The following is a 531-nucleotide window of genomic DNA, read 5'->3' on the forward strand; positions in this document are numbered from 1 at the left end:
CCTCAATAGGGAATAATATATGCTTCCCATTCCATCGGGAAAAAGTTTTGTTCAACACACCAAGCTCAATCAACTCACTAATGTATGGGAATTGTTTTGATGTAACCACATACTTCCTGCCTTCATTAAGGGCTGCGCACAAAACCATAGATTGCTCTTCTGTAAGGTTTTGAATTACTGATCGCACTTTATCGTTTTGCATCTTAATGCGTTTTCTTAGCTTAAATCGCTTATTCTGGCGCTGGCAATAGCTGATAATCGATGCACATTAATTGCTAGCGAAAATGCAAGAGCAAAGACGAAAACATGCCACACATGAGGAATACCGATTCTCTCATTAACATATTCAGGCCAGTTATCTGGGCTTAAAAGCAGAAGTCCAACCCAGATAACGATCATATACATGGTTCTCTCCAGAGGTTCATTACTGAACACTCGTCCGAGAATAACGAGTGGATCTCATAAGAATATATCAGAGATAGCGAATTTTATGCTCTCTGAGAGCCACTTTCCTTACGTCCTTTTCTTAGA

The 531-nt window shown here is 39.7% G+C and carries 3 protein-coding genes; 1 reads left to right on the forward strand and 2 read right to left on the reverse strand.

The genetic code is table 11. From position 1 onward, the window contains the following. Positions 1-202, reverse strand: a 202-nt coding sequence (locus tag HCCG_RS12730; RefSeq protein WP_002957724.1) for a super-infection exclusion protein B, incomplete at its 3' end; no start/stop codon positions are given. 14 nt (positions 203-216) lie between these two features. Further along, positions 217-405 (reverse strand): super-infection exclusion protein B, encoded by a 189-nt coding sequence (locus HCCG_RS12735; RefSeq protein WP_002957725.1) that lies wholly within the window; start codon positions 403-405, stop codon positions 217-219. Here HCCG_RS12735 and HCCG_RS11840 point away from each other — a divergent pair. Continuing rightward, positions 404-531: EcoRI family type II restriction endonuclease (locus HCCG_RS11840; protein WP_001789699.1), on the forward strand; the 128-nt coding region annotated here is incomplete at its 3' end. The genes HCCG_RS12735 and HCCG_RS11840 overlap by 2 nt on opposite strands.

Origin of the sequence: Helicobacter cinaedi CCUG 18818 = ATCC BAA-847 (assembly GCF_000155475.1) — a bacterium.
Lineage (GTDB): Bacteria > Campylobacterota > Campylobacteria > Campylobacterales > Helicobacteraceae > Helicobacter_C > Helicobacter_C cinaedi.

Bases quoted from the DNA above. Each gene is read 5' to 3' on its own strand.
- HCCG_RS12735 (WP_002957725.1), bottom strand. From the start codon at position 405: ATGTATATGATCGTTATCTGGGTTGGACTTCTGCTTTTAAGCCCAGAT.